General features: G+C 61.4%; 22 protein-coding genes and 3 tRNA genes. 2 read left to right on the top strand and 23 right to left on the bottom strand.

Annotation, left to right across the window (positions count from 1 at the left end; genetic code table 11):
• Positions 1 to 2 precede the first annotated feature (2 nt).
• The 19 genes from BW33_RS17480 to leuC all read right to left on the bottom strand — a co-directional run bounded on the left by BW33_RS17480 (position 3) and on the right by leuC (position 19,139).
• Positions 3 to 76: transfer RNA gene (locus BW33_RS17480), tRNA-Asp, on the bottom strand.
• Positions 77 to 170: 94 nt separating this feature from the next.
• Positions 171 to 247 (bottom strand) — tRNA-Asp (locus BW33_RS17475).
• 55 nt (positions 248 to 302) lie between these two features.
• Positions 303 to 378: transfer RNA gene (locus tag BW33_RS17470), tRNA-Val, on the bottom strand.
• Positions 379 to 546: 168 nt separating this feature from the next.
• Complete coding sequence (locus BW33_RS17465; RefSeq protein WP_047600211.1) at positions 547 to 1,323, bottom strand: SDR family oxidoreductase; 777 nt, start codon at positions 1,321 to 1,323, stop codon at positions 547 to 549.
• On the bottom strand, positions 1,320 to 2,531 hold the full coding sequence (locus BW33_RS17460; protein ID WP_047600210.1) for an O-succinylhomoserine sulfhydrylase: 1,212 nt from the start codon (positions 2,529 to 2,531) through the stop codon (positions 1,320 to 1,322). The genes BW33_RS17465 and BW33_RS17460 overlap by 4 nt, the downstream gene beginning before the upstream one ends.
• A gap of 73 nt (positions 2,532 to 2,604) precedes the next feature.
• Positions 2,605 to 4,110 carry an amidophosphoribosyltransferase gene (gene purF, locus BW33_RS17455; RefSeq protein WP_003226416.1) on the bottom strand — a complete coding sequence of 502 codons (1,506 nt, stop codon included), beginning with the start codon at positions 4,108 to 4,110 and terminating at the stop codon, positions 2,605 to 2,607.
• 41 nt (positions 4,111 to 4,151) lie between these two features.
• The gene (locus tag BW33_RS17450) at positions 4,152 to 4,712 is read right to left on the bottom strand and encodes a CvpA family protein (RefSeq protein WP_007961197.1); all 561 of its coding nucleotides are present in this window, start codon (positions 4,710 to 4,712) and stop codon (positions 4,152 to 4,154) included.
• A 98-nt stretch (positions 4,713 to 4,810) separates the two neighbouring features.
• A complete protein-coding gene (locus BW33_RS17445) occupies positions 4,811 to 5,464 on the bottom strand; it encodes an SPOR domain-containing protein (RefSeq protein ID WP_047600209.1) in 654 nt (217 codons plus the stop codon).
• Positions 5,448 to 6,755 (bottom strand): bifunctional tetrahydrofolate synthase/dihydrofolate synthase, encoded by a 1,308-nt coding sequence (gene folC / locus BW33_RS17440; protein ID WP_047600208.1) that lies wholly within the window; start codon positions 6,753 to 6,755, stop codon positions 5,448 to 5,450. The genes BW33_RS17445 and folC overlap by 17 nt, the downstream gene beginning before the upstream one ends.
• Positions 6,752 to 7,672: an acetyl-CoA carboxylase, carboxyltransferase subunit beta gene (accD, locus tag BW33_RS17435; protein ID WP_027611535.1), complete on the bottom strand. Its 921-nt coding sequence runs from the start codon at positions 7,670 to 7,672 to the stop codon at positions 6,752 to 6,754. The genes folC and accD overlap by 4 nt, the downstream gene beginning before the upstream one ends.
• 319 nt (positions 7,673 to 7,991) lie before the next feature.
• Positions 7,992 to 8,609: a phosphoribosylanthranilate isomerase gene (locus tag BW33_RS17430; protein ID WP_047600207.1), complete on the bottom strand. Its 618-nt coding sequence runs from the start codon at positions 8,607 to 8,609 to the stop codon at positions 7,992 to 7,994.
• 64 nt (positions 8,610 to 8,673) lie between these two features.
• Positions 8,674 to 9,498, bottom strand: a complete 825-nt coding sequence (gene truA, locus BW33_RS17425) for a tRNA pseudouridine(38-40) synthase TruA (protein WP_047600206.1) — start codon at positions 9,496 to 9,498, stop codon at positions 8,674 to 8,676.
• A 268-nt stretch (positions 9,499 to 9,766) separates the two neighbouring features.
• Positions 9,767 to 12,406 carry a FimV/HubP family polar landmark protein gene (locus BW33_RS17420; RefSeq protein WP_047600205.1) on the bottom strand — a complete coding sequence of 880 codons (2,640 nt, stop codon included), beginning with the start codon at positions 12,404 to 12,406 and terminating at the stop codon, positions 9,767 to 9,769.
• A 209-nt stretch (positions 12,407 to 12,615) separates the two neighbouring features.
• A complete protein-coding gene (locus BW33_RS17415) occupies positions 12,616 to 13,626 on the bottom strand; it encodes an aspartate-semialdehyde dehydrogenase (RefSeq protein WP_047600204.1) in 1,011 nt (336 codons plus the stop codon).
• A 214-nt stretch (positions 13,627 to 13,840) separates the two neighbouring features.
• Entirely contained in the window at positions 13,841 to 14,953 is a 1,113-nt protein-coding gene (asd, locus tag BW33_RS17410; protein ID WP_003226428.1) for an aspartate-semialdehyde dehydrogenase, read from the bottom strand.
• 66 nt (positions 14,954 to 15,019) lie between these two features.
• Complete coding sequence (gene leuB / locus BW33_RS17405) at positions 15,020 to 16,102, bottom strand: 3-isopropylmalate dehydrogenase (protein ID WP_047600203.1); 1,083 nt, start codon at positions 16,100 to 16,102, stop codon at positions 15,020 to 15,022.
• Between the two features lie 55 nt (positions 16,103 to 16,157).
• A complete protein-coding gene (locus BW33_RS17400) occupies positions 16,158 to 16,925 on the bottom strand; it encodes a class I SAM-dependent methyltransferase (protein ID WP_047600202.1) in 768 nt (255 codons plus the stop codon).
• Between the two features lie 139 nt (positions 16,926 to 17,064).
• Positions 17,065 to 17,709, bottom strand: a complete 645-nt coding sequence (gene leuD / locus BW33_RS17395; RefSeq protein ID WP_047600201.1) for a 3-isopropylmalate dehydratase small subunit — start codon at positions 17,707 to 17,709, stop codon at positions 17,065 to 17,067.
• Between the two features lie 11 nt (positions 17,710 to 17,720).
• Positions 17,721 to 19,139 (bottom strand): 3-isopropylmalate dehydratase large subunit, encoded by a 1,419-nt coding sequence (leuC, locus tag BW33_RS17390; protein WP_047600200.1) that lies wholly within the window; start codon positions 19,137 to 19,139, stop codon positions 17,721 to 17,723.
• A 141-nt stretch (positions 19,140 to 19,280) separates the two neighbouring features.
• On the opposite strand from leuC, the gene BW33_RS17385 reads away from it, so the two are divergent.
• Positions 19,281 to 20,171: a LysR family transcriptional regulator gene (locus tag BW33_RS17385; RefSeq protein ID WP_047600199.1), complete on the top strand. Its 891-nt coding sequence runs from the start codon at positions 19,281 to 19,283 to the stop codon at positions 20,169 to 20,171.
• A gap of 68 nt (positions 20,172 to 20,239) precedes the next feature.
• Entirely contained in the window at positions 20,240 to 23,518 is a 3,279-nt protein-coding gene (locus BW33_RS17380) for a sensor domain-containing protein (protein ID WP_047600198.1), read from the top strand.
• A 48-nt stretch (positions 23,519 to 23,566) separates the two neighbouring features.
• Here BW33_RS17380 and BW33_RS17375 read toward each other — a convergent pair whose 3' ends face one another.
• From BW33_RS17375 to BW33_RS17360, 4 genes are all read right to left on the bottom strand, one after another.
• Positions 23,567 to 24,010: an Hsp20 family protein gene (locus BW33_RS17375; RefSeq protein ID WP_007969230.1), complete on the bottom strand. Its 444-nt coding sequence runs from the start codon at positions 24,008 to 24,010 to the stop codon at positions 23,567 to 23,569.
• A 120-nt stretch (positions 24,011 to 24,130) separates the two neighbouring features.
• A complete protein-coding gene (locus tag BW33_RS17370) occupies positions 24,131 to 25,090 on the bottom strand; it encodes a tRNA dihydrouridine synthase (protein WP_047600197.1) in 960 nt (319 codons plus the stop codon).
• 168 nt (positions 25,091 to 25,258) lie between these two features.
• Positions 25,259 to 25,696: an acyl-CoA thioesterase gene (locus tag BW33_RS17365; protein WP_047600196.1), complete on the bottom strand. Its 438-nt coding sequence runs from the start codon at positions 25,694 to 25,696 to the stop codon at positions 25,259 to 25,261.
• Between the two features lie 46 nt (positions 25,697 to 25,742).
• The gene (locus tag BW33_RS17360; protein WP_047600195.1) at positions 25,743 to 26,576 is read right to left on the bottom strand and encodes an alpha/beta fold hydrolase; all 834 of its coding nucleotides are present in this window, start codon (positions 26,574 to 26,576) and stop codon (positions 25,743 to 25,745) included.
• Positions 26,577 to 26,598 lie beyond the last annotated feature (22 nt).

Raw genomic sequence — 26,598 nt, 5'->3', positions numbered from 1 at the left:
GGCGCAGCGGACGGGACTCGAACCCGCGACCCCCGGCGTGACAGGCCGGTATTCTAACCGACTGAACTACCGCTGCGTATCGCTTTGAGCTTGCGCTCAAGTAACTCGTTTTGACTGAAAGCTTCGGTGCTTTTCAATCGCGAACCAGACAGTGTCTGACTCGTAAAATATGGCGCAGCGGACGGGACTCGAACCCGCGACCCCCGGCGTGACAGGCCGGTATTCTAACCGACTGAACTACCGCTGCGCGTCGGTGGAGGCACTTTCAGCCTACCTCTTGCTTTCGCAAGTTTCTCGGGGAGTGGTGGGTGATGACGGGATCGAACCGCCGACATTCTGCTTGTAAGGCAGACGCTCTCCCAGCTGAGCTAATCACCCGTTTGCATCTCCGAGGCCGCGAAATTTACGCAGGTAGCGAACCTAAGTCAATAGCAGGATTGAAGTTTTTCTGAAAAAGACGAAATTGCTTCATTCCCTGAAGAAAGCAGCAACCCTGAAACCGCTATCGCGAGCAGGCTCACTCCTACAGGTTTGCGGCTTCGCTTCTTAGTCCGTGTAAATCATCTTCTTGGTCATGCCACCATCCACGACGAATTCCTGCCCGGTGACAAACCCGGCATTGCGCGACAACAGCCACGCGACCATCGCTGCCACATCCTCGACCGTCCCTACCCTGCCCGCCGGATGTTGCGCATGATCGGCATCGGCCAGCGGTTCGGCGCGGCGCGCGGACGGATCACGGGCATCGATCCAGCCCGGACTGACCGCGTTGACGCGAATCTCCGGCCCGAGACTGATCGCCAACGCATGGGTCAGCGCCAACAGCCCGCCCTTGCTCGCCGCATACGCCTCAGTATCCGGCTCCGACTGCGCCGCACGGGTCGAGGCCAGATTGACGATCGAGCCGTTGTGTGCGCGCAGATACGGCGCACAGTGCTTGGCCAGCAGCATCGGCCCACTGAGGTTCACCGCCAGCACCCGATTCCAGTACGCCAGATCAAGACTTTCCAGGGTGATGTTGTGCGGGTCGGCGACTGCCGCGTTGCACACCAGCGCATCGAGACGACCGAATTGCCCGAGCACTTCAGCAACACCCAGTGCGACCTGACTTTCATCCGCGACATCCATGGCGATGAACCAGGCATTCTCGCCCAGCACCTTCGCCACTTTCGAACCGCGCACCCGATCAAGATCGGTCAGCACCACTTGCCAGCCTTCGCTGATCAGCCAGGCCGCGATGCCCAGACCGATACCTCGCGCGGCACCGGTGACCAGCGCCACGCGGCCATGGGTGCCCACCTTCGGAGTAGACAACTCGATCACAACGCCGCCAGACCGCGCAACAGATCGGCCTGCAGGTCCGTCACGTCTTCCAGACCGACCGCGATGCGGATCAGGCTGTCACGAATCCCTGCTGCCTCACGCTCCTGTGGCGCCAGACGGCCGTGGGAGGTGGTGCTCGGGTGAGTGATGGTGGTTTTGCTGTCACCAAGGTTGGCGGTGATCGAGATCAAGCGGGTGGCATCGATAAAGCGCCACGCGCCTTCTTTACCGCCCTTGACCTCGAAACTCACCACCGCACCGAAGCCCTTCTGCTGACGCTGGGCCAGTTCGTGCTGCGGATGGCTCTTGAGACCGGCGTAATGGACTTTCTCGATGCCGTCCTGCTGCTCCAGCCACTCGGCCAGTTGCTGAGCGTTGGCACAGTGCGCCTTCATCCGCAGATTCAGCGTTTCCAGCCCCTTGAGGAAGATCCACGCGTTGAACGGGCTCAGGGTCGGCCCGGCGGTACGCAGGAAGCCGACAACTTCTTTCATCTGCTCGCTGCGACCGGCCACCACACCGCCCATGCAGCGGCCCTGGCCGTCGATGAACTTGGTCGCCGAGTGCACGACGATGTCCGCGCCGAGTTTCAGCGGCTGCTGCAACGCGGGCGTGCAGAAGCAGTTGTCGACTACCAGCATCGCGCCTTTGGCGTGAGCGATTTCCGCCAGTGCAGCGATGTCGACCAACTCGGCCAGCGGATTGGACGGTGACTCGACGAACAGCAGCTTGGTGTTCGGCTTGATCGCCGCATCCCAACCCGACAGATCGGCCAGCGGCACGTAGTCGACTTGCACACCGAAACGCTTGAAGTACTTCTCGAACAGGCTGATGGTCGACCCGAACACGCTGCGCGACACCAGAACGTGATCGCCGGCACTGCACAGGCTCATGACTACCGCCATGATCGCGGCCATGCCCGTGGCGGTGGCGACCGCTTGCTCGGCACCTTCCAGTGCAGCGATGCGCTCTTCGAACGCGCGCACGGTCGGGTTGGTGTAGCGCGAGTACACGTTGCCCGGCACTTCCCCGGCAAACCGCGCAGCCGCGTCGGCAGCGGTGCGGAACACGTAGCTGGAAGTGAAGAACATCGGATCACCGTGTTCGCCTTCCGGCGTACGGTGCTGACCGGCACGTACGGCCAGGGTATCGAACGCTACGCCTTCGAGGTCGCTGTCCAGCCGACCGGCATCCCATTCCTGACTCATGCTGTCACTCCTTGCCCTGTTCTTGAAAATTAAAAGTCAGATACAAAACCGGCCCCTCAGGGCCGGTAGAAACTCAGTTGTTGTACAGATCGATGATCGCACTGACCGCCTGGGTCTTGACCTTGGAGGCATCGTTGCGTGCCTGCTCGATTTTGTCCAGGTAAGCCTCGTCGACGTCGCCGGTGACGTACTTGCCGTCGAACACCGCGCAATCGAAGTTTTCGATCTTGATCTTGCCGCCACCGACCGCTTCGATCAAGTCAGGCAGATCCTGATAGATCAACCAGTCTGCGCCAATCAGATCCGCCACGTCCTGAGTCGAACGATTGTGTGCGATCAGTTCGTGAGCGCTCGGCATGTCGATGCCGTAAACGTTCGGGAAGCGTACGGCCGGGGCCGCCGAGCAGAAGTAGACGTTTTTCGCGCCGGCTTCGCGGGCCATCTGGATGATCTGCTTGCAGGTGGTGCCGCGTACGATCGAGTCGTCGACCAGCATCACGTTCTTGCCGCGAAACTCCAGCTCGATCGCGTTGAGCTTCTGGCGAACCGACTTCTTGCGCGCCGCCTGGCCCGGCATGATGAAAGTCCGACCGATATAACGGTTCTTGACGAAGCCTTCGCGGAATTTCACGCCCAGGTGGTTCGCCAGTTCCAGCGCGGCGGTGCGGCTGGTGTCCGGAATCGGAATGACCACGTCGATGTCGTGCTCTGGACGCTCGCGCAGGATCTTCTCGGCAAGCTTCTCGCCCATGCGCAGACGCGCCTTGTACACCGACACGCCGTCGATGATCGAATCCGGACGCGCCAGGTAGACGTGTTCGAAGATGCACGGGGTCAGGGACGGGTTGGTCGCGCACTGACGGGTGTGCAGCTTGCCGTCTTCAGTGATGTAGACCGCTTCGCCCGGGGCCAGATCGCGGATCAGGGTGAAACCGAGCACGTCCAGAGAAACGCTTTCGGAAGCGATCATGTACTCGACGCCTTCGTCGGTGTGACGCTGGCCGAACACGATCGGACGGATGCCGTGCGGATCACGGAAACCGACGATGCCGTAACCGGTGATCATCGCCACCACCGCGTAACCGCCGACGCAACGGTTGTGCACGTCGGTCACGGCGGCAAACACGTCTTCTTCGGTCGGCTGCAGCTTGCCGCGCTGGGCCAGCTCGTGAGCGAACACGTTGAGCAGCACTTCCGAGTCGGAACTGGTGTTGACGTGACGCAGGTCGGATTCGTAGATTTCCTTGGCCAACTGTTCAACGTTGGTCAGGTTGCCGTTGTGCGCCAGGGTGATGCCGTACGGCGAGTTGACGTAAAACGGCTGCGCTTCGGCCGAGGTCGAGCTGCCGGCAGTCGGGTAACGGACGTGGCCGATCCCCATGTGGCCGACCAGGCGCTGCATGTGACGCTGCTGAAACACGTCACGCACCAGACCATTGTCCTTGCGCAAGAACAACCGGCCATCATGGCTGGTCACGATACCGGCAGCGTCCTGGCCGCGGTGCTGGAGCACGGTTAGCGCGTCATACAGCGCCTGATTGACGTTCGACTTACCGACGATACCGACGATGCCACACATGCGACGCAACCCCTACTTAATGGATCTGAACTGAACAACACTCACTGAGGCGTTTTGGCCGACGGCAAGAGTTGCTCCTTGAACGGAATATCAGCGGGTACGCTGATTCCGCTGGCAAGCCACTGACTGCTCCACCCGAGAATCAGGTTTTTGGACCAGTCGGCGACCAATAGAAACTTTGGCACGAGCTGTGATTCTTTCCACCACCCGTCCTGCTGTACCGGCCCCAGGCTCAACAGCCCGACTGCCACGACCACCAGCAACACGCCACGCGCCGCGCCGAAGGCCATGCCCAGGAATCGGTCGGTGCCGGACAACCCGGTCACGCGCACCAACTCGCCGATAAGATAATTGATCATTGCGCCCACGATCAGTGTGGCGACGAACATGATGGCACAGCCCGCGATCACGCGAGCCGATGGGGTTTCGATGTATCCGGCGAGGTACTCGGACAGTGAGCCACCGAACATCCAGGCAACCGCTCCTGCGATGATCCAGGTCACCAGCGATAATGCTTCCTTGACGAAGCCGCGGCTCAAACTGATCAAAGCGGAGATGGCGATGATTGCAACGATCGCCCAGTCAACCAGGGTAAATGGCACAGTGCAGCCTACAGACGGATAAGGCGGCGCATTTTAGCAGAGCGCACCGCTGTCGGTAAGCTGCGATTTTCAGTGCATTTCAATCGAATCGATAGATCCTAGCCGCGCTCGGGCTGGAAGCGCACGACAAAACCCTTGAGGTTCTGCTGACGACTCAACAGATCGCGCAGACGATCGGCCTCGGCACGCTCGATCAGCGGCCCCACGAACACCCGATTCTTGCCGTCGGCGGAGCGGATATAAGCGTTGTAACCCTGACTGCGCAGGGTTTTCTGCAGGCTTTCGGCGCTGGCGCGACTCGACAGACTGGCCAGTTGCACCGACCAGCTGACCGACAGGCCGTTGGCATCGACGCGACTTTGCGTCGTGTCAGGCTTCGACGCAGCAGCAATAGGCTGAGCAGGCGCCGGAATCGGCTTGGCCACTGCAGGCGGCGCAGTCGGCTTGGCGATTGCTATGGGCGCCGTCGGCGCCGGGGCCGCCGCGACTGGTGCAGCAGGCGCAGTGTCTTCTGCGACTTCTTCATCCGCTGGCACCGGTTCTTGCGGCAAAGCCTGCGGCTCAGGCACGGCCACCGATTCCATTTGCACCTGCGGCATAGAAGGGGCTTGCGGCGCGGCTGGCGCCTCGACCGTCACTTGACGTTGCTCGTCCTGGCGGGAAAACAGCATCGGCAGGAAAATCACCGCCAGTGCCACCAGCACCAGGGCGCCAACCATGCGCTGCTTGTACGCTTTATCCAGCAAAGCCATTTGCCGCTTCCTCCGTGGAGCGCCGGGCCAGCCATTCAAGGGCCTCGGCAACACAATAAAATGATCCGAACAACAGAATCTCGTCGTCGCTGGTGGCCACTGCACACTGCCCTTCCAGCGCCGCCGCGACACTGTCATAGGACGTGACGGACGCGCCAAGGTTCTGCAACCCGGCGTGCAATTCACTGACCGAACGCGAACGCGGCGAATCCAGCGGGGCGACCGCCCAATGCTGGACACTAGCATTCAATTCGCCGACAACACCATCCAGATCCTTGTCGGCAAGCAAGCCGAACACCGCCAGGCGCCTGCCCACCGGCGGGCGGCTGGCCAGCCGCCGCGCCAGATACTCAGCCGCGTGCGGGTTATGCCCCACGTCCAGCAGCAGGTTCAGGCGCTTGCCATCGAATTCGAACGAGCGGCGATCCAGCCGGCCGACCACGCGAGTGGCCTGCAAGGCCGCAACAATTTGCGACGCATTCCACGGTAAACCGAGCAACAGATACGCCTGCAAGGCCAGCGCGGCGTTTTCCATCGGCAGGTCGAGCAGCGGCAAATCATGCAGTTCGACCGCCCGCCCCTGTGCGTCAGTGCCGCGCCATTGCCAGTCGTGATCGGTGATCCCCAGATCGAAGTCGCGTCCGCGCAGAGAGAACGGGCACGCGAGTTCACGAACCTTGTCGAGCAACGGTTGGGGAGGATTCAGGTCGCCGCACAGCGCAGGTTTGCCCTGACGGAAAATCCCGGCCTTCTCGAAAGCCACGGATTCACGGGTATTCCCCAGATAATCAGCGTGATCGACACCGATGCTGGTGACCAGCGCAATATCGGCATCCACCACGTTGACCGTGTCCAGACGCCCGCCCAGACCGACTTCCAGCACCACAGCGTCAAGTTTTGCCTGTTGAAACAGCCAGAACGCCGCCAGGGTGCCCATTTCGAAGTAAGTCAGGGAAGTGTCGCCACGCCCGGCCTCCACCGCAGCGAAGGCTTCGCACAACTGCGCGTCAGTGGCTTCGACGCCATTGAGCTGCACCCGCTCGTTGTAACGCAGCAGGTGCGGAGAATTGTAGACACCCACGTTCAGGCCCTGCGCGCGCAGCAATGAAGCCACGAATGCGCAGGTCGAACCCTTGCCGTTGGTGCCGGTGACCGTAATCACCCGAGGCGCCGGCTGGCCCAGTCCCATGCGGGACGCTACCTGTTGCGAACGCTCCAGCCCCATGTCGATGGCCGATGGATGCAACTGCTCAAGGTAGGCGAGCCACTCGCCAAGGGTACGCTCGGTCATACGTTGGCAGGCACCGGTGGAACGACGATTGGCTCAACAGGAGCGGCGACGTAGGTCGGAGTCGGCTGGCCGGTCAGTTGCGCCAGCAGATTGCCCAGGCGTGGACGCAGTTCACGACGATCGATGATCAGATCGATCGCACCATGCTCCAGCAGGAACTCGCTGCGCTGGAAGCCTTCCGGCAGTTTTTCACGCACGGTCTGCTCGATCACGCGCGGACCGGCGAAGCCGATCAGCGCCTTTGGCTCACCAACGATCACGTCACCCAGCATTGCCAGACTGGCGGAAACGCCGCCGTAGACCGGATCAGTCAGCACCGAGATGAATGGAATGCCTTCTTCACGCAGACGCGCCAGTACGGCTGACGTCTTGGCCATCTGCATCAGCGAGATCAGCGCTTCCTGCATGCGCGCACCACCGGAGGCGGCGAAGCAGATCATCGGGCAACGGTTTTCCAGGGCGTAGTTGGCGGCGCGCACGAAGCGCTCACCGACGATGGCACCCATGGAACCGCCCATGAAGCTGAATTCGAACGCCGACACCACCACCGGCATACCCAGCAGGGTGCCGCTGACGGAGATCAGCGCGTCTTTTTCGCCGGTCTGCTTCTGCGCAGCGACCAGACGGTCCTTGTACTTCTTGCCGTCGCGGAATTTCAGACGGTCAACCGGCTCCAGGTCTGCACCCAGCTCGTTGCGACCTTCGGCATCCAGGAAGATGTCGATACGCGCCCGTGCGCCGATGCGCATGTGGTGGTTGCACTTGGGGCAAACGTCCAGGGTCTTTTCCAGCTCAGGGCGATACAGCACAGCCTCGCAGGACGGGCATTTGTGCCACAGACCTTCAGGCACCGAGCTCTTCTTGACCTCCGAACGCATGATCGAAGGGATCAGTTTGTCTACCAACCAGTTGCTCATGCTTTCTTTCTCCAGTACCGGCGGCCCGAACGCTCTGGTTCGCAGCCCCGCGTATGCCCTTCAGCTAAATTCATGTGTGTGGCGATGGTTGATGGAGCGCCGCGGTCAGCGCGAAACATGACCTGCGTGCAACTCCAGAAACCCTCAGCCTCGCCTGCTTTGTGCAAGTGCATTGATGGACGGCGGCAGTTCGCCAGCCGTCACATCAATGTCGGATCCGATACTCCTGCAGGAATTGGCGAGTGCGCATCGAGGCTGCGATCTTTTGGCGTTGACACTTTAAAAGCAAGCTCAAAAGATCGCAGCCTCGTTGTACTCGTCAGCGCCTACAGGCTCTCAGGAACGCTTGAATTTTTGCATGATCCTTGATGCCCTTGCTCGCCTCCACCCCGCCGCTGACATCGACCGCGTACGGTTTGACCCGCGCCACGGCGTCGGCGACGTTTTCCGGGGTGAGGCCACCGGCCAGGATCAGTGGTTTGCTCAAAGCTTGCGGAATCAAAGACCAGTCGAACGCCTCACCGGTTCCGCCAGGCACGCCTTCGACGTAAGTGTCGAGCAGCACGCCGCTGGCGCTCGGATAGGCATCGACGGCAGCCGCGATGTCGTCGCCAGCCTTGACCCGCAGCGCCTTGATGTACGGACGATGCCAGCCTTCGCACTCTTCAGCGGTTTCGTCGCCGTGGAACTGCAACAGATCCAGCGGCACGGCATCAAGGATTTCCCCCAACTCGCAGCGACTCGCGTTGACGAACAGGCCCACCGTCGTCACGAACGGCGGCAAAGCCTGGATGATCGCCCTTGCCTGCTGCACGCTCACCGCACGCGGGCTCTTGGCGTAAAACACGAAACCGATCGCATCCGCCCCGGCCTCGACGGCGGCCAACGCATCTTCCATGCGGGTAATCCCGCAGATCTTGCTGCGAACGGCTGACATATCGAGAAAAACTCCGAGTCAAATTCGGGAAAGTCCCGGATGGTAACAAAAGCGTTCGAGGGCGTCAGCCGTCAAGTTCCGAGAAACCCGTAAGGAAATGTGGCCCGATAAAACGCTCGGGCAACGGAAATTCATCGTGATACTCGACCTGCACCAGATACAACCCGTACGGATGCGCGGTTACGCCACCGGAACGACGCTCGCGGCTTTCCAGAACTTCCTTCATCCACTCCACCGGGCGCTCGCCGGCACCGATGGTCATCAGCACGCCGGCGATATTGCGCACCATGTGATGCAAAAAGGCGTTGGCGCGGATATCGAGAACGATCATCTTGCCGTGGCGGGTCACGCGCAAGTGGTGCATTTTCTTGATCGGCGACTTGGCCTGGCACTGACCGGCACGGAAAGCACTGAAATCATGCGTGCCGATCAGATACTGCGCAGCCTCGGCCATGCGTTCGACATCGAGCGGGCGGTGGTTCCAGGTGATTTCTTCGTTGAGATGCGCCGGACGAATCTGATCGTTGTAGATGACATAGCGATAACGCCGGGCGATGGCTTTGAACCGCGCATGAAAATGCGCCGGCATCACCCGCGCCCAGCTGACACTGATGTCGTGGGGCAGATTGATATTGGCGCCCATCACCCAGGCTTTCAGCGAACGATCGACCTGCGTGTCGAAATGCACCACCTGCCCGCAAGCGTGCACGCCCGCGTCGGTACGCCCGGCGCACTGCAGCGAAACCGGCGAATTGGCGACTTTCGACAAAGCTTTTTCGAGCTCTTCCTGCACCGTGGCCACGCCGGTCAACTGGCGCTGCCAGCCGCTGTAGCGCGAACCTTTGTATTCAACGCCAAGCGCGACGCGGTAAAAGCCGTCGGGTGCCATTTCGGCGACCGGGTTATCTATGTTTGCCAAGGTGGGACAGCCTGCTGATATACAAAGGCGGGCATTATAAGGCTGCGGACCGGGGATGCCAGAATTCTCTATGGGTAGTTCCGGCCCAATCGCGAGCAGGCTCACTCCTACAGGAGAATGCATTCCAACTGTAGGAGTGAGCTTGCTCGCGATGGCGATAGCACTGCCACCACAAATCCAGCCCAAACAAAAACGGCAGCCCCAATGGGCTGCCGTTCCGTTTACTGCTGAAGCCGAATCAAGCCAGGTGCGAAAGCATTTCCTTGGCTTCGCCACGCTGCTTCTCGTCACCCTCGGTCAACACTTCGTTGAGGATGTCGCGTGCGCCGTCGCTGTCGCCCATGTCGATGTAGGCCTGGGCCAGATCGAGTTTGGTGGCAGCTTCGTCGGTGCCGGCGAGGAAGTCGAAATCGTCTTCACCCAGATCATCGCCCAATGCCGCATCGGCTTCGGTGAAGGTCGGCTCGGCGATGCTCTGCGACAGGCGATCCAGCTCGGCGTTGACGTCATCCAGCTCTGCCGCGAAGGCATCCGGTTCGGCCGGGTTGGTGTCCATCTCGTCAGCCAGCGACAGATCGAAATCGGCCGGCAGCTCCAGATCGTCCTGCGGCACTTCGTTGACCACGGCAGGCTCGGCCGGCGACAGGTCTTTCACGCCTTCGTCCAGATCCAGCAGGAAGTCATCGTCCGCCAGGTCGGCCGCCGGGGCTGGCGCAGGCTCGGCACCCAGATCCAGATCGAGGTCGAAGTCCGACAGGTCGTCGAGGTTCTCTTTGATCTCGGTCTGCTGTTGCAGCACCGACTCAAAACTCAGATCGTCGTCGGCCGGGAATGCGTCCAGCTCCACCGGCGCTTCAGGTTCAACGACAGGCGCAGGCTCGACCGGAGTGATGTTGTCGAGATCGTCCAGGCTCAGGTCGAACGCGCTGTCGAGGTCGTCTGCCGCAGGCTCAGGTTCAGGCGCATGCGCCTCTGGCTCGTCGAGCAGCAGCTCCTTGACGTATTGCGCATCGAGCTCGGCGGCGGCGGCCGCGGCGGCCAGACCCGCGACAGCGACTACCGCCATGGCCGGGAAGCGTTTTTTCAGCTCTTCGACCTTGGCAAAGTTATCGCCATTGGCCACCAGCTGACGCTCCTGACCAACGAATGCATCGCGGTCGCCCTGCTGGCCGTAGACTTCCATCAGCTTCAGACGCAGATCGCTGCGTTGTGGCTCAAGGCTGACGCCCTCCTCCAGCAGCGCGGCGGCCTGATTCAGGCGACCGGCATTGATATGCGACTGCGCCTTGTCCAGCACGTCATCGGAACGCTCGGCGGACGGCGCAACCAATGGCGCGGCAATCGGCTCAGCCATCACCACCGGAGCCACTACCGCAGCAGGCGCTGGCGCAGGTGCCGGGGTGTTGAGCTTGACGCTGGCGGCAGGTGTCTCCAGGCCTTCGAAGCTGCTTTCCGGCAGATCCTGCTCGGCGGAGAACTCTTGCTCTTCAGCCAGGGCGCGGGCCATGCGCAGGTGTTTCTCGGCTTCCTGCTGGGCTTTGCGGCGACGCGCCAGCAGCAACAACAGAAGCAGCAACACCACCGCACCGCCACCGATCAGACCCAACAGGATCGGATTGGTCAGCAGTTCATTGAAGGTTTTGTCTTCATCGACTACCGGTTTTGGCGCAACCACTGGCGTTTCAGCAGGTGTCTCGACCGGTGGCGCAATCGCCGATTCTGGTGTTGGCGCTGCTTCTGCCGGGGTGGCTGGCGGAGTTGCGGCCAGTTCGGCAGTGATCGCAGGTACCGCAGCGTTGGCCGCCGGCGCAGCGCCGGTACCGTCAGCCTGCATCTTCGCCAGTTGATTGTTCTTCAGTTCGATCAGGCGTTGCAGCTTGTCCAGCTGACTCTGCAGATCGGCCATGCGGCTTTTCAGTTCCTCGTTGTCACGACGGGTCGTGTCGAGGCTTTCCTGAGTCACCGCCAGTTTGTTGCTCAAGGCCTTGGCATCGCCGGCCGGGCCTTTGCCGCGGCCCTTGGCGTTTTCGGCAGAAACCAGGCTCAGATTGTCCTTGGCATTCTGGCCGGCGCCGACATTGCTGCGCCCACGCTTGGTCGCGTCGAGTTGCTGCTGACCGGTGCCAGGCTTGGCCACATAACGACGGCCCTGACGCCAGGCTTCGTTCTGCGCGGCGACTTCGGCAATCGCTTTCGATTGCGGCAGCGCGGTGCTTTCCACCGAGTCCGGCAGACGCAGTACCTGACCGGTTTTCAGCCGGTTGATGTTGCCGTCGATGAACGCATCCGGGTTCAGTGCCTGAATCGCCAGCATGGTCTGCTGCACGGAACCGCCGGTGCGCGCCTTCGCGGCGATTTCCCACAGAGTGTCGCGCGGCGTGGTGGTGTATTGCGACGGGTGCGTGGCGCCGGTGGTCGGTGCGGTGATGGTCTGCGACGGCGACGGTTGCGCGGCGGCATCAGCGGTCTGCGGCGAGAACTTCGACGGATCCAGCAGCACGCTGTAATCGCGCAGCAGACGACCGTTGGGCCACATCACCTGCACGAGGAATTTCACCATCGGTTCCGACAGCGGCTTGCTCGAGGTCACGCGCAGCACGCTTTTGCCGCTGGCGTTGAGCACCGGGGTAAACGTCAGGTCGTTGAGGAAGGCCTGGCGATCGACGCCGGCCTTGGCGAAATCTTCGGGTGAAGCCAGGCTCGGCACCACTTCGGCAGCGGTGAGATCCTTGACGTCGAGCAGCTCGATCTCGGCCACCAACGGCTGGTTCAGGGTCGACTTCAGGGTCAGCTCCCCGAGCCCGAGGGCATGCGCCATACCGGAGGACAGCGCCGAGGCGGCCGCTATTGCTAACACCAGTTTGCGAACTTGAACCATAGCCTCATCCTTTGTTTGAACGTTCCTCGGCCAGCGAGAAGATGTTGATTGCCGCTGCCGTAAGGCATTGCGCGCGACGACGACAGACTGCCGCGCGCGATCATTTCTTTGATGCCCCGGAAAGTCCCGGAGAGTGACACGTTATCAAGTGCTCCGGGCAAGCATAGCGCTCACCTAGAATCAGTCGACAAATTGTTGCCAAGTATCTTTTACAGCAGGTCTTTTATCAACAATTCAGCGACCTGCACAGCATTCAGGGCCGCGCCTTTGCGTACGTTATCTGACGTCAGCCACAGATTAAGTTCCGCCGGGTCGTCGACACCGCTGCGCACGCGACCGACATAGACCACATCCTGCCCCACCGCGTCACCCACCGCAGTCGGATAATCGCCGGCCTCAACCAGCTCGATACCGGGCGCATCCTCAAGCGCAGCGTTGACCTTTGCCAGGTCAATCGCACTCGCTGACTGCAAGGTCACGCTATAGCTATCGCCAAAAAACACCGGGGCTTGAACGCAAGTGGCGGAAATCTTTAATAAAGGCTGTTTCAGCACCTGCCGCAACTCGCGCACCAGACGTTTTTCCAGCAGCGTGTGGCCATGAGCGTCGGGCGTGCCGACCTGGGCCAGCAGGTTGAAGGCCATCTGCCGATCGAAGAAGGTCGGCTCCAGCGGACGCATGTTCAGCAGCTCGGCAGTCTGCCGGGCCAGCTCGGTCACGGCTTCGCGACCTTGGGCGGACACGGCCAGGTTGGCGGTGACGTTGACGTATTGCAGTTCGAGCAAATCGAGCAGCGGTGCCAGCACCACGGCCAGCGTCGTCGCCGACGGGCTTGGACTGCTGACCTGGAACGGCGCTTTCAGACCGGCGATCACCTCAGCGTTGGCTTCCGGCACCACTTGCGGCGCCTGCTCGGCCGGCAAAGCGCCGGACAGATCGATCAGCGAGCAACCGGCCGCGTGGGCACGCGCCGCGTAGCTCAGGGAAACGGCTGCGCCAGCGGCGAAAAACACCAGTTTGACCTTGCTGAAATCGAACTCGTCGACTTCACGCACGCGCACGTTCTTGTTGCGAAACAGCACCGAGCTGCCAGCGGATTCGCTGCTGGCCAGCAGGTGCAGGTTGCCGACCGGGAAGTCGCGCTCTTCGAGAATCTGTACGAGGGTTTCGCCGACAGTACCGGTGGCGCCGACGACGGCAATATCTAGGGTCTGGGTCATGGTTCTACCTCTGGCGAAACGGGGGGAGCGGCACTTTACCGGGTGACTGGCGGTTCGGCAATTTAGAGCAAAAGATCGCAGCCTTCGGCAGCTCCTACATGAGTTGCGTGTGAACCCGATTCTGTAGGAGCTGCCGAAGGCTGCGATCCTTGAAAAGGCCATAAAAAAACCCGCACCTCTCACAAGGCACGGGTTCTTTCACGACTTCAGGCAATCAACGCTCAAGCAGGATCCGCAGCATGCGGCGCAGCGGTTCGGCCGCGCCCCACAGCAGTTGGTCGCCGACGGTGAAGGCACCGACAAATTGGGAGCCCATGTTCAGCTTGCGCAGACGACCCACCGGTACGTTCAGGGTGCCGGTGACCTTGGTCGGGCTCAGCTCCTGCATGCTGATGTCGCGGTTGTTCGGCACCAGTTTGACCCAAGGGTTGTGCTGGCTGATCAGCCCTTCGATATCAGCGATCGGCACGTCTTTGTTCAGCTTGATGGTCAGCGCCTGGCTGTGGCAACGCATGGCGCCGATGCGCACGCAGATGCCGTCGACCGGGATCGGGCTCTTGAAGCGGCCGAGGATCTTGTTGGTCTCGGCCTGGGCCTTCCACTCTTCACGGCTCTGGCCGTTCGGCAGTTCCTTGTCGATCCACGGGATCAGGCTGCCGGCCAGCGGTACGCCGAAGTTTTCGGTCGGGTACGCGTCGCTGCGCATGGCTTCGGCCACGCGACGGTCGATGTCGAGGATCGCGCTGGCCGGATCCGCCAGTTGATCGGCGACAGCGGCGTGAGTCGCGCCCATCTGCTTGATCAGTTCACGCATGTTCTGCGCGCCGGCACCGGAGGCCGCCTGATAAGTCATGGCGCTCATCCACTCGACCAGACCGGCCTCGAACAGACCACCCAGCCCCATCAGCATCAGGCTCACGGTGCAGTTGCCGCCGATGTAGTTCTTGGTGCCCGCGTCCAGTTGCTGGTCGATGACCTTGCGGTTGACCGGATCGAGAATGATGACGGCGTCATCGTTCATGCGCAGGCTGGAAGCCGCGTCGATCCAGTAACCCTGCCAGCCAGCCTCGCGCAGCTTCGGGAACACTTCGCTGGTGTAGTCGCCGCCCTGGCAGGTCAGGATCACGTCGAGGGTTTTCAGCTCTTCAATGCTGTAAGCGTCCTTGAGCGGAGCAATATCCTTGCCCACGGACGGGCCTTGGCCACCGACATTGGAAGTGGTGAAAAACACCGGCTCGATAAGATCGAAATCCTGCTCTTCCAGCATCCGCTGCATGAGCACGGAACCGACCATGCCGCGCCAACCGATCAGACCTACACGTTTCATCGCAACTACACCTTCTTGAAAAGTGGGCCGCTGCTTTGCATTGAATTTCGCAGCGGGCCCGAGAGATTACAGATTCCGCAGCGCGGCGACTACTGCGTCACCCATTTCCTGCGTTCCGACTTTAGTGCAACCGGCCGAATAGATGTCACCGGTACGCAAGCCTTGATCCAGCACCACGCTGACGGCTTTCTCGATGGCATCGGCCGCATCGTGCAGATTGAAGCTGTAACGCAGCATCATCGACACCGACAGAATGGTCGCCAACGGGTTGGCAATGCCTTTACCGGCGATGTCCGGCGCCGAACCGTGGCAAGGCTCGTACATGCCCTTGTTGTTCGAATCCAGCGAGGCCGACGGCAGCATGCCGATCGAACCGGTGAGCATCGAGGCTTCGTCCGACAGGATGTCGCCGAACATGTTGTCGGTGACGATCACGTCGAACTGCTTCGGTGCACGCACCAGCTGCATGGCGGCGTTGTCGACGTACATGTGGCTCAGCTCGACTTCAGGGTAATCCTTGGCGACCTGCTCGACCACTTCACGCCACAGTTGGCTGGACGCCAGCACGTTGGCCTTGTCCACCGAGCACAGCTTCTTGCCGCGAACCATGGCCATGTCGAAACCGACGCGGGCGATGCGGCGGATTTCGCTTTCGCTGTACGGCAGGGTGTCGTAGGACTGACGCTCGCCGTTTTCCAGGGTACGGGTGCCGCGTGGCGCGCCGAAGTAGATGCCGCCGGTCAGCTCACGCACGATCAGGATGTCCAGACCGGCAACGATTTCCGGCTTCAGGCTCGACGCGTCGGCCAGTTGCGGGTAGAGGATTGCCGGACGCAGGTTGCCGAACAGGCCCAGTTGCGCACGGATTTTCAGCAGACCACGCTCAGGGCGGATGTCACGTTCGATGGTGTCCCATTTCGGGCCGCCCACTGCGCCCAGCAGGACGGCGTCGGCAGCACGGGCACGATCAAGGGTTTCGTCGGCCAGCGGCACGCCGTGCTTGTCGATGGCGGCGCCACCGATCACGTCATGGCTCAGCTCGAAGCCCAGGTTGTACTTGTCGTTGGCCAGCTCCAGCACCTTGACCGCTTCGGCCATGATTTCCGGACCAATACCGTCACCTGGGAGAATCAGAATCTGCTTGCTCATGCTTTCCTCGTGTCTTCAATCGGTGCGCCTCTAACAGGCGCGCCCGGAAAAATGCTTAGCGTTCGGCCATCAATACGATTACATCTGTACTGAACGAGCCGTCAGCATCAATCTCAAAATATTCGCGCACCTCGTTGCCCATCGACTGCTGCAACTGGCGGATCGCCGCGCGCATCACTTCGGGCGTGCGCATACGCTCGACCCAACTGCTGTACTCCAGCCGCAGGCGCTGACGCGTGGTGCTGCGAGTGTGCAGCCCGGCCTCGCTGACCTGACGCAACCACTCACCGGCGGAATAATCGCGCACGTGACTGGTGTCGCGCAGCACTTCGACGCTTTGCAGGTAAGTGTCGAACAACGGACTGCCCGGTGACAACACGTCGATGAACGCTGCCACACCGCCCGGTTTCAGCACCCGACGCACTTCACGCAGGGCCACCCCGAGGTCGCTCCAATGGTGCGCCGAATAACGGCTGAACACGTAATCGAATTCGCCATCGGCAAACGGCAGGCGCTCGGCGGCGCCGTTGACCGTGGCGATGTTGGCAAAACCGCGATCAACGGCTGCGGCAGCGACCACATCGAGCATTTGCTGCGACAGGTCGTAAGCCACCACTTCCTTTACCAGTGGCGCCACATGAAAACTCACATGACCGGCGCCGCACCCCAGGTCCAGCACCCGGGCCTCGCCCTGCCCTGCCAGCTCAGCCTGCAGCAGCGCGAATTCGGTGCCTTGAGCGTGAACGGCGCTGCTCAGGTAGGCGGCGGCCTGTTCACCGAATTGCTTTTGTACAACCTGACTGTGCTGGGCGGTGCCGGTCATGGTCATTTCCTGGCTTTTGTATTGTTTAAGCTATCGCCTTCGCGAGCAGGCTCGCTCCCACATTTGAAATGCATTCCCCTGTGGGAGCGAGCCTGCTCGCGAAGAGGCCAGCCCTGACTACATCAATTTCAGATATTGCTTATGCGTCGCGGAACAACCACGGCTGGCTCACACGATGCCTGGCCTCGAACGCGGCAATCGCATCGCCGTCCTGCAAGGTCAGGCCGATATCGTCCAGACCATTGAGCAGGCAATGCTTGCGGAACGCGTCGATCTCGAAGCGGTACACCTTGCCGTTCGGGCTGGTCACGGTCTGCTCGTGCAGATCGATCTGCAATTGATAGCCCGGCTCGGCCTCGACCTGCTTGAACAATTCATCGACTTCAGCGTCGCTCAGGATGATCGGCAGCAAGCCGTTCTTGAAACTGTTGTTGAAGAAGATATCGGCGTAGCTCGGCGCGATGATGCTGCGGAAACCGTATTCCTCCAGCGCCCATGGCGCGTGTTCACGGCTGGAGCCGCAACCGAAGTTCTCGCGGGCCAGCAACACACTGGCGCCTTGATAACGCTCGGCGTTGAGCACGAACTCCTTGTTCAATGGGCGCTTGGAGTTGTCCTGATACGGCTGGCCGACATCCAGGTAACGCCACTCGTCGAACAGGTTCGGGCCGAAACCGGTGCGCTTGATCGATTTCAGAAACTGCTTGGGAATGATCTGATCGGTGTCGACGTTGGCACGATCCAGAGGCGCGACAAGACCAGTGTGCTGGGTAAAAGCTTTCATGCTGCGCTCCTTTAAATCAATTCACGAACGTCGATGAAACGACCGTTCACCGCCGCCGCAGCGGCCATGGCCGGGCTCACCAAGTGGGTACGGCCACCGGCGCCCTGACGGCCTTCGAAGTTACGGTTGGAGGTCGAGGCGCAATGCTCGCCGGACTCCAAGCGGTCCGGGTTCATCGCCAGGCACATCGAGCACCCCGGCTCACGCCATTCGAAACCGGCTTCGAGGAAGATCTTGTCGAGACCTTCGGCTTCCGCCTGCGCCTTCACCAGACCCGAACCCGGCACCACGATTGCCTGCTTGATCGTCGAAGCGACCTTGCGGCCCTTGGCGATCACGGCCGCAGCGCGCAAGTCTTCGATGCGCGAGTTGGTGCAGGAGCCGATGAACACGCGATCCAGTTGAATGTCGGTGATCGCCTGATTGGCGGTCAAACCCATGTATTTCAGGGCGCGGACGATCGAGTCACGCTTGACCAGATCCATCTCTTTGGCCGGATCCGGCACGTTCTGATCGACGGCCAGGACCATTTCCGGGGAGGTGCCCCAGCTGACTTGCGGCTTGATCTGCGCGGCGTCGAGTTCGACTACGGTGTCGAACCTGGCATCAGCGTCGGAGACCAGGTCTTTCCAGGCTTCAACCGCCTGATCCCACTGCGCGCCTTTCGGCGCGAACGGACGGCCCTTGACGTACTCGACAGTCTTTTCATCCGCTGCCACCAGCCCCACGCGGGCGCCGGCCTCAATGGACATGTTGCAGATAGTCATGCGGCCTTCGACGGACAGATCGCGGATCGCGCTGCCGGCGAATTCGATGGCATGGCCGTTACCGCCGGCGGTGCCGATCTTGCCGATCACCGCGAGGACGATGTCCTTGGCCGTCACGCCGAACGGCAATTGCCCTTCGACGCGCACCAGCATGTTCTTCATTTTCTTCGCGACCAGGCACTGGGTGGCGAGCACGTGCTCGACCTCGGAGGTGCCGATACCGTGCGCCAACGCGCCGAACGCGCCGTGGGTCGAGGTGTGCGAGTCGCCGCAGACCACGGTCATGCCCGGCAAGGTTGCGCCCTGTTCCGGGCTGATCACATGGACGATGCCCTGACGGATGTCGTTCATCTTGAACTCGACAATCCCGTACTCATCACAGTTGTCATCGAGGGTCTGAACCTGCAAACGCGAGACCTGGTCGGCAATCGCGGCGATGCCGCCCTTGCGCTCCGGTGTGGTCGGTACGTTGTGGTCCGGGGTCGCGATGTTGGCATCGATGCGCCAAGGCTTGCGCCCGGCCAGACGCAGGCCTTCGAAGGCTTGCGGCGAGGTCACTTCGTGAATGATGTGACGATCGATATAAATCAGCGCCGAGCCATCGTCGCGCTGTTTGACCAAATGCGAATCCCAGAGCTTGTCGTAGAGCGTTTTGCCGGCCATCAGACGGTTCCTCATCAGCTTGTTTCTATGCCCTGGGCTTATCAATAACCCTTTGGCTTGTGAGGCCGATCCTATGGGGTTACATTAAATAACTCAAATTCATATTTTTTATGCTTTGGATAACCAGCAGGAATACGAACCATGGATCTGGCCAACCTCAATGCTTTTATCGCCATCGCCGAGACCGGCAGCTTCTCCGGCGCCGGGGAACGCCTGCATCTGACCCAACCGGCGATCAGCAAGCGCATCGCCGGACTGGAGCAGCAATTGAAGGTGCGACTGTTCGACCGACTCGGTCGTGAAGTCGGCCTGACCGAAGCCGGCCGCGCCCTGCTGCCCCGGGCTTACCAGATTCTCAACGTGCTGGACGACACCCGCCGCGCCCTGACCAACCTGACCGGCGAAGTCAGCGGCCGGCTGACCCTGGCCACCAGTCACCACATCGGCCTGCACCGCTTGCCGCCCCTATTAAGGGAGTTCACCCGCCGCTACCCACAGGTGGCGCTGGATATTCAGTTCCTCGATTCGGAAGTGGCCTACGAAGAAATTCTCCATGGCCGTGCGGAACTGGCCGTGATCACCCTGGCGCCGGAGCCGCACACGCTGGTCAAGGCCATGCCGGTGTGGGACGACCCGCTGGATTTCGTGGTGGCACCGGAGCATTCGCTGATCAGCAATGGCGCAGTGAGCCTGGCGGACATTGCCGGTCATCCGGCGGTTTTTCCCGGAGGCAACACCTTTACTCATCACATTGTCCAACGCTTGTTCGAAGCCCAAGGGCTGACGCCGAACATCGCCATGAGCACCAACTACCTGGAAACCATCAAGATGATGGTCTCCATTGGTCTGGCCTGGAGTGTTCTGCCACGCACCATGCTTGATGAACAGGTGGCGCGCGTACCTTTGCCGGGCATACAGCTCAGTCGCCAGCTAGGCTATATCGTGCACACCGAACGGACGCTGTCGAATGCGGCAAGGGCTTTCATGGCCTTGCTGGATGCGCAAATCGATCTGCCAGGGACTCCCGGCTAACTTGTGCTACTCCTATAGAGCCGCTGTCCCTGTGCCTAACGCCACCATCAGCTCAAGGCCCGTTAACAATGCCGAAATCTGTTGACCGAATTCCGCCGATGCCGCGTATTCAGGCCATTGATCCGCGACGTTCCGAGCAGAGCTGGGAGAGTGCGCCGCAATTGCTCGCCGCGCTCAACGGCGCCCGGCTCGGCGCCTGGTACTGGGACATCGAGCGCGGGCAGATCAGCTGGTCACGGGGCACTCAGGCGCTGTTCGGCTTCGATCCACGGCAGCCGCTGCCGCAGGATCTTGAATATCTCGACCTGCTGCCGCCCGAAGACCGGGCGAAAACCGTGCGCGCCTTCCACGCGGTGATCGCCGGCGCCCCGCTGGAACAGGCGATGCACCACCGCATCCGCTGGCCCGACGGCAGCCTGCACTGGCTGGAAATCAGCGGCAGCCTGCTGCCGGACAAAAACGGCCGCCCCCGAATGATCGGGGTGATTCGCGAAATCACCCACCAGCGTCAACGCGAACAGGCCCTGAGCAGCTCGGAGAAACGTTTCGCCACACTCTTTCACCTGTGCCCAAACATGGTGCTGCTGACGCGCCAGGAAGACGGCCTGATCACCGAAGCCAACCAGTATTTCGAAAGCCTGTTCGGCTGGCCGGTCCAGGACGCCATCGGTCGCACTACACTGGAACTGGGCCTGTGGGTGCACCCCGAACAACGCGCCGAGCTGGTGAAAAAGACCAAGGCCAAAGGCGAATTGATCAGCATGGAAGTGCAGTTTCGCGCCAGCAACGGGCAGATTCATGACGGCATTCTCAGCGCGCAGAAGGTCGAGCTCGAAGGCCAGCCGTATCTGCTCAGCACGTTTCTCGACACCACCGAACGCAAAGCCGCCGAACACGCTTTGAAAGACAGCCAGGAACGCCTTGATCTGGCGCTGGACTCGGCGCAACTCGGCACCTGGGACTGGCACATTCCCAGCGGCATGCTCTACGGCTCGGCGCGGGCTGCGCAATTGCACGGACTGGAGCCGATCCCGTTTCACGAGTCGTTCGAGGAGTTCTTCGAAGGCGTGCCGGGCGAAGAGCGCGACAGCATGCGCGACGCCTACCGCAGCCTGCGTGAAGGCCCGGCCGGCAACTATCAACTGACTTATCGCGTGCAGATGTCCGACGGCAGCTCGCGCTATCTGGAAAGCCGCGCCCGCCTCTACCGCGACGAAAACGGCGCGCCGCTGCGCATGGCCGGGACCTTGCTGGACATCACCGATCAGGTCGAGCGCGAGCAACGCCTGGTGGCCTCGGAAGAGAAATTCGCCACGCTTTTTCAGGTCAGCCCCGACCCGATCTGCGTCACGCGCCAGGACAGCGGCGAGTTCATCGAAATCAACAACAGCTTCACCCAGACCTTCGGCTGGAGCGCCGCCGACGTCATCGGTCGCACTGCCGAGGACATCGGCCTGTGGGACGCCTCGGCGAAAAGCCTGCAACGCATCGAGCGGGTGATCCGCGAACAGGGCCTGAGCAATGTCGCGATCATCGTCCAGCACAAGGATGGCCAGTCGCTGACCTGCGTGATTTCCAGCCGGCAGATCAGCGTCGGCAATCAGCCGTGCATCGTCACCACCCTGCGCGACATCACCCAACAGCAGCGCTCCGAAGCCGCACTCAAGGCCAGCGAAGAGAAATTCGCCAAGGCATTTCACTCCAGCCCCGACGCGATCACCATCACCGAACGTGACACCGGGCGTTATCTGGAGGTCAACGACGGTTTCTGCCGCCTCACCGGTTATCGTGCCGAAGAAGTGGTGGGCAAAACCGTGTACCAGATCGGCATCTGGGCCGAAGAGAAACAACGCTCGGCGCTGCTCGCCGAACTGCAGATCAAGGGCCGCGTGCACCATCAGGAAATGCTCGGGCGCAACAAGCGCGGTGAGTTGCTGACGGTGGAGGTGTCGATCGAACCGATCACCCTCAACGAAACGGCGTGCCTGCTGCTGACCGCCCGGGATGTCAGCCTGCTGAAAAACGCCGAAGCGCAGATCCGCCATCTGGCCTATCACGATCCGCTGACCAATCTGCCCAACCGCGCCTTGCTGATGGATCGCCTGAGCCAGCAGATCGCCCTGCTCAAGCGCCACAACCTGCGCGGCGCGCTGCTGTTCCTCGACCTTGACCACTTCAAGCACATCAACGACTCGCTGGGCCACCCGGTTGGCGACACGGTGCTGAAAATCATCACCGCGCGGCTTGAAGCCAGCGTACGCATGGAGGACACGGTGGCGCGTCTCGGCGGCGACGAATTCGTGGTACTGCTCAGTGGCCTCGAAGGCACGCGCAACGAGGTCAGTGCACAAGTGCGGGAACTGGCCGACACCATTCGCGAGTTGCTGTCGGAGCCGATGTTCCTCGACGGCCAGCGCCTGCAGGTGACACCGAGTATCGGCGTGGCGCTGATTCCCGATCACGGCTCGACCCCGACCGACCTGCTCAAGCGCGCCGACATTGCGCTGTACCGGGCCAAGGATTCCGGGCGCAACACCACGCAGATGTACCACAACACCATGCAGAAAGCGGCCAGCGAACGGCTGCGCATGGAGACCGATCTGCGCCTGGCGTTGTCACGCGGTGAATTCAACGTGCACTACCAGCCGCAGGTCGATGCGCAGGACAACCGCATCATCGGCGCCGAAGCGCTGGTGCGCTGGAATCACCCGGAACTCGGCGCGCAATCGCCCACCGAATTCATCAAGGTGCTGGAAGACAGCGGCCTGATTCTGGAGGTCGGCACCTGGATCCTCGATGAGGCCTGTGAGGCGTTCAAACAATTGATCGCGCTGAAACTGGTCGACCCGCTCAACTTCAGCCTGTGCGTAAACATCAGCCCACGGCAGTTCCGCCAGAACGACTTCGTCGAACGCATCGAACACAGCATGAGCAGCCACGGCCTGCCGTACTCGCTGCTGAAACTGGAGATCACCGAAGGCATCGTCATCCAGAACCTGGAAGACACCATCAGCAAGATGCGCCGCCTGAAAAAACTCGGCGTGAGCTTCGCCATGGACGATTTCGGCACCGGCTATTCATCGCTGACCTACCTCAAGCGCCTGCCGGTGGACACCCTGAAAATCGACCAGTCGTTCATCCGCGACGCGACCACCGACCCCAACGACGCCGAGATTATCCGCGCCATCGTCGCCATGGCCCGCAGCCTGGAACTGGAGGTGATTGCCGAAGGCGTGGAGACGCCGGAGCAACTGGCGTTCCTGCAAGGGTTGGGCTGCCATTTGTATCAGGGCTATCTGCACAGTCGGCCGGTGGCGCTGGAGGCGTTGAAAAAGATGCTCGAATGACGAGCACAAAAAAAGGGCGCCAGTGGCGCCCTTCTTTTTTGCTCGGCCTTATTGCAGAACCGGCTTCTGCGCTCCATTGATCGGGATGCGCTTGGCTTTCGCTTCTTCCGGGATCACCCGCAACAGGTCGATACTCAGCAGACCGTTGCTCAGATCGGCGGCCTTGATCTCGATGTGATCGGCCAGGCGGAAGGACAGCTTGAAAGCACGCTGGGCAATGCCTTGATGCAGGAAGGTCACGCCTTCGTTGGCATCACGCTTGCCGCCACTGATGGTCAGCACACCCTTCTCGACTTGCAGCTCCAGGTCTTCTTCCTGGAAACCGGCTGCCGCTACGACGATGCGGTATTGATCGTCACCGTGTTTTTCCACGTTGTAGGGTGGGTAGGTGCTGCCTGGCTCGTTGCGCAACGCGGTTTCGAACAGATCGTTGAAACGGTCGAAACCAACCGAGGAACGGAACAGTGGTGCCAGGGAAAATGCAGTACTCATGGTTCAAATCTCCTGAAAACAATCAGCAAGGTTTTGTGTCTCCGCGACCCGAATTCGGCATCGCGTAACCCTTAGATAGGGACCGCCAAAATGATTTCAAGAGCGTATTTGCAGATTTTTTCAGGCTGCTTCGGCGACCGGCAAGCCGAGTAAACGCGAGACCTGGTCCGGCTCTGTCTCGCGGCGCAGCACGGTAAACAGCTCGGTAGCTTCGGGATAATTGCGCGTCAGCATCGCCAGCCATTGCTTCAAGCGACCCGGCGATTGGCGTGCGGTCATCTGCGCCTTGGCTTGCAGCCAGAAATCCTGAATCAGCGGCAGCAGCTCGGCCCAGCTCATCTCGACCACTTCTTCACCGGCGCGCGCGGCAGCGATCTGTTTGGCCAGATCTGGGCGCGATACCAGACCGCGACCGAGCATGATGTCTTCGACGCCGCTGATCTCGCGGCAGCGGCGCCAGTCCTCGACGCTCCAGATATCACCGTTGGCGAACACCGGCACCTTGACCACGTCCTGCACCCGCGGAATCCACTCCCAATGCGCCGGAGGTTTGTAGCCATCAACCTTGGTTCGGGCGTGAACCACAATGTGTTCGGCGCCGCCCTCGGCCAGCGCTGTCGCGCACACCAGCGAGCCGTCCGGGCTGTCGAAACCCAGGCGCATCTTCGCGGTGACCGGGATATGTGCCGGCACGGCGCGACGCACGTGTTCGACGATGGCGTTGAGCAGCTCCGGTTCCTTGAGCAGCACCGCTCCACCCCGCGACTTGTTGACGGTCTTGGCCGGGCAGCCGAAGTTCAGGTCGATCACTTGCGAGCCGAGCTCGCAGGCCAGCGCAGCGTTTTCCGCCAGGCACACCGGATCGGAACCCAACAATTGCACGCGCAACGGCACACCGGAACGGGTGCGGGCGCCGTTGAGCAGCTCCGGACCGAACTTGTGGAAGTAGGCCGGGGTGAGCAACTGATCGTTGACCCGAATGAACTCGGTCACGCACCAGTCGATGCCGCCAACGCGGGTCAGCACGTCGCGCAGGATGTCGTCGACCAACCCCTCCATGGGCGCCAGGGCAATTTGCATGGGGAAAACACTACTCAGGAAGAAAAAACGTGCGGCAGTTTACTGGATTACGCAGGTTAAACCCACGACCACCTGTAGGAGCTGCCGAAGGCTGCGATCTTTTGACGTTGATTTTTAAAGATCACCATCAAAAGATCGCAGCCTGCGGCAGCTCCTACAGGGATCGGGTCAGGCCAGGGACAGGATCGCCGGGCCGTAGCCCTCGATGAACTCCGCCGGCATGCGCTTGGGTTTGCCGCTGGACAGTTCGATGCAGACGAAAGTGGTCTGGGCGCGCAGCAGGGTGGCGTTGTCGCTCGGGCGGATCAGTTGGAAGTGCCGGGTCATTTTCAGGCGCTGATCCCAATCGACGATCCAGGTCGCCAGTTGCAGTTCGTCGCCCTCGTAGGCCGCCGCCAGATAATCGATTTCGTGACGCACCACGGCCATCGCTCGATCCAGGCGCCGATACTCGACCAGGTCCAGCCCCAGACGCTGCGAGTGGCGCCAGGCGCAGCGTTCGAGCCAGGTCACATACACCGCGTTGTTCGCGTGGCCCAGCCCGTCGATGTCCTCGGCGCCTACTTGCAGATCAATGGTGAACGGCGTTGTCCGATCCCAGCCCATGCCCCACTCCCGGTCAGATTATTCAACCGGGGCAGTGTAACGGATGTCAGGCCGATTGCCGCGCTTGAAGGCTGCGCCCCGCCAACAGTGATAACACGCCATCAACCACCCGAGGGTCGGCCAGCACGCGCTGGTGGCCGCCGCTTTCCAGGCGGAGCAGGCGACTGTCGAACCATGACTCATGGATCAATTGCGATTCCTTGACCGAGACGAAGTTATCGTCCTCGGCATGCACGATCAGGCCCGGCATATCCAGTTGATAGTGCGCGACATCGAGGGTCGCGGCGCGCATGCCGACATCCTGCTCGACCTGGCGGATGAACGCCGAGCGCGCCCGCGGTGGCATGCCGACATAGCGAGCGAAACCGCGCAGCACGCCGAGGATTCTTGCGGGAGCTGCGATGCTGACCAGGGTTTCGGTGCGCAGGCCCAGTTGCACCGCGAGCATGGCACTGGCGCCGCCCATGGAGTGACCGATGACGGCTTGAAGTGGTGGCAGCTCCGCAGCGGCTTCGAGCATGGCACGGGCGAACAGTACGACGTTGGCTTCACGCCCCGGTGAGCGGCCGTGAGCCGGACCATCCAGCGCGACAACGGTGTAACCGGCCTCGACCAGCGCCGTGATCAACGCCGCAAACTGCGTGGGCCGCCCTTCCCAACCGTGCATCAACAGCACCGCCGGTCCCTGGCCCCAACGCAGCGCCGACAGGCCGAAGCGCAGCGTGATGCGTTCGGAACTCGCCAGCAGCGGCAACTCCCAATCGCGCAGTGGCAACGTGCGCGGCGTCATGAACGCTTGACGCATTTTGTTCGCTACTCGTTGCGGTGCAATCCAGCCCAAGGTGCCATTAACGCCACGAACCCACTTCAACGTGTTCATCGCTCTCTCCTCAGGCGTGTTG

This window comes from Pseudomonas sp. RIT288 (genome assembly GCF_000631985.1).
Lineage (GTDB): Bacteria > Pseudomonadota > Gammaproteobacteria > Pseudomonadales > Pseudomonadaceae > Aquipseudomonas.
Note: the sequence above shows the minus strand (reverse complement) of the source record. Positions and strands in the feature narration are given on the sequence as shown.